General features: G+C 64.9%; 1 protein-coding gene. It reads right to left on the minus strand.

All coding sequences use genetic code 11. The annotated features are described in order from the left end of the window. Positions 1–15 precede the first annotated feature (15 nt). Entirely contained in the window at positions 16–300 is a 285-nt protein-coding gene (locus A2J02_RS21120) for a hypothetical protein (protein WP_068053133.1), read from the minus strand. Between the last annotated feature and the right edge of the window lie 230 nt (positions 301–530).

The raw sequence follows: 530 nt of genomic DNA on the forward strand, positions 1-530 counted from the left end.
GCACATGCCGCAGGCTCAGAACGCAGAGCCGGTGCTCGGCAGCTGGTAGCCCTGGAAGAAGTTGTACGGCACCACGTTCGGTGCCGGATTCTGCAGCTGCGGCGCCGGTGCCTGGGGGAACAGCTCGGAGAGCTCGAACTGGTTCGGCCCGTCGTTTCGGTTGTCGTCGTATCGGGTGTGATTGTCGCCCCGGTCCGTCCACAGTGGATCGGCCGATGCTGTGCCCGCCATTGCCACCAGAGGAATGGCCACCAGAGCCCCGGTCACTGCTGCGCGGGTGAAGATCTTTCGGGTGTTCATGTGTTCCCTTTCGTCGGTGTTCGTACTTCTCCGACGTTAGGTCGACGAGGTGGGCCCGCGACAGGGAAAACTGCTACCTCCCAGCACATTACGAGCTTTCTGCCAAGGAGCGTCGCCCGTGATTTCGTGCGTCTCCCCTGGTCGCGGCACGGGCAGTGGTCAGGTCGTCGGCGCAGACCTGGCAGTGCTGCCAGCCGGAACGGCCGGTTCGCTGCGGCCGCCGACCACCG

It is taken from the genome of Rhodococcus sp. EPR-147 (assembly GCF_001647185.1).
In the GTDB taxonomy this organism is placed as follows: domain Bacteria; phylum Actinomycetota; class Actinomycetes; order Mycobacteriales; family Mycobacteriaceae; genus Rhodococcoides.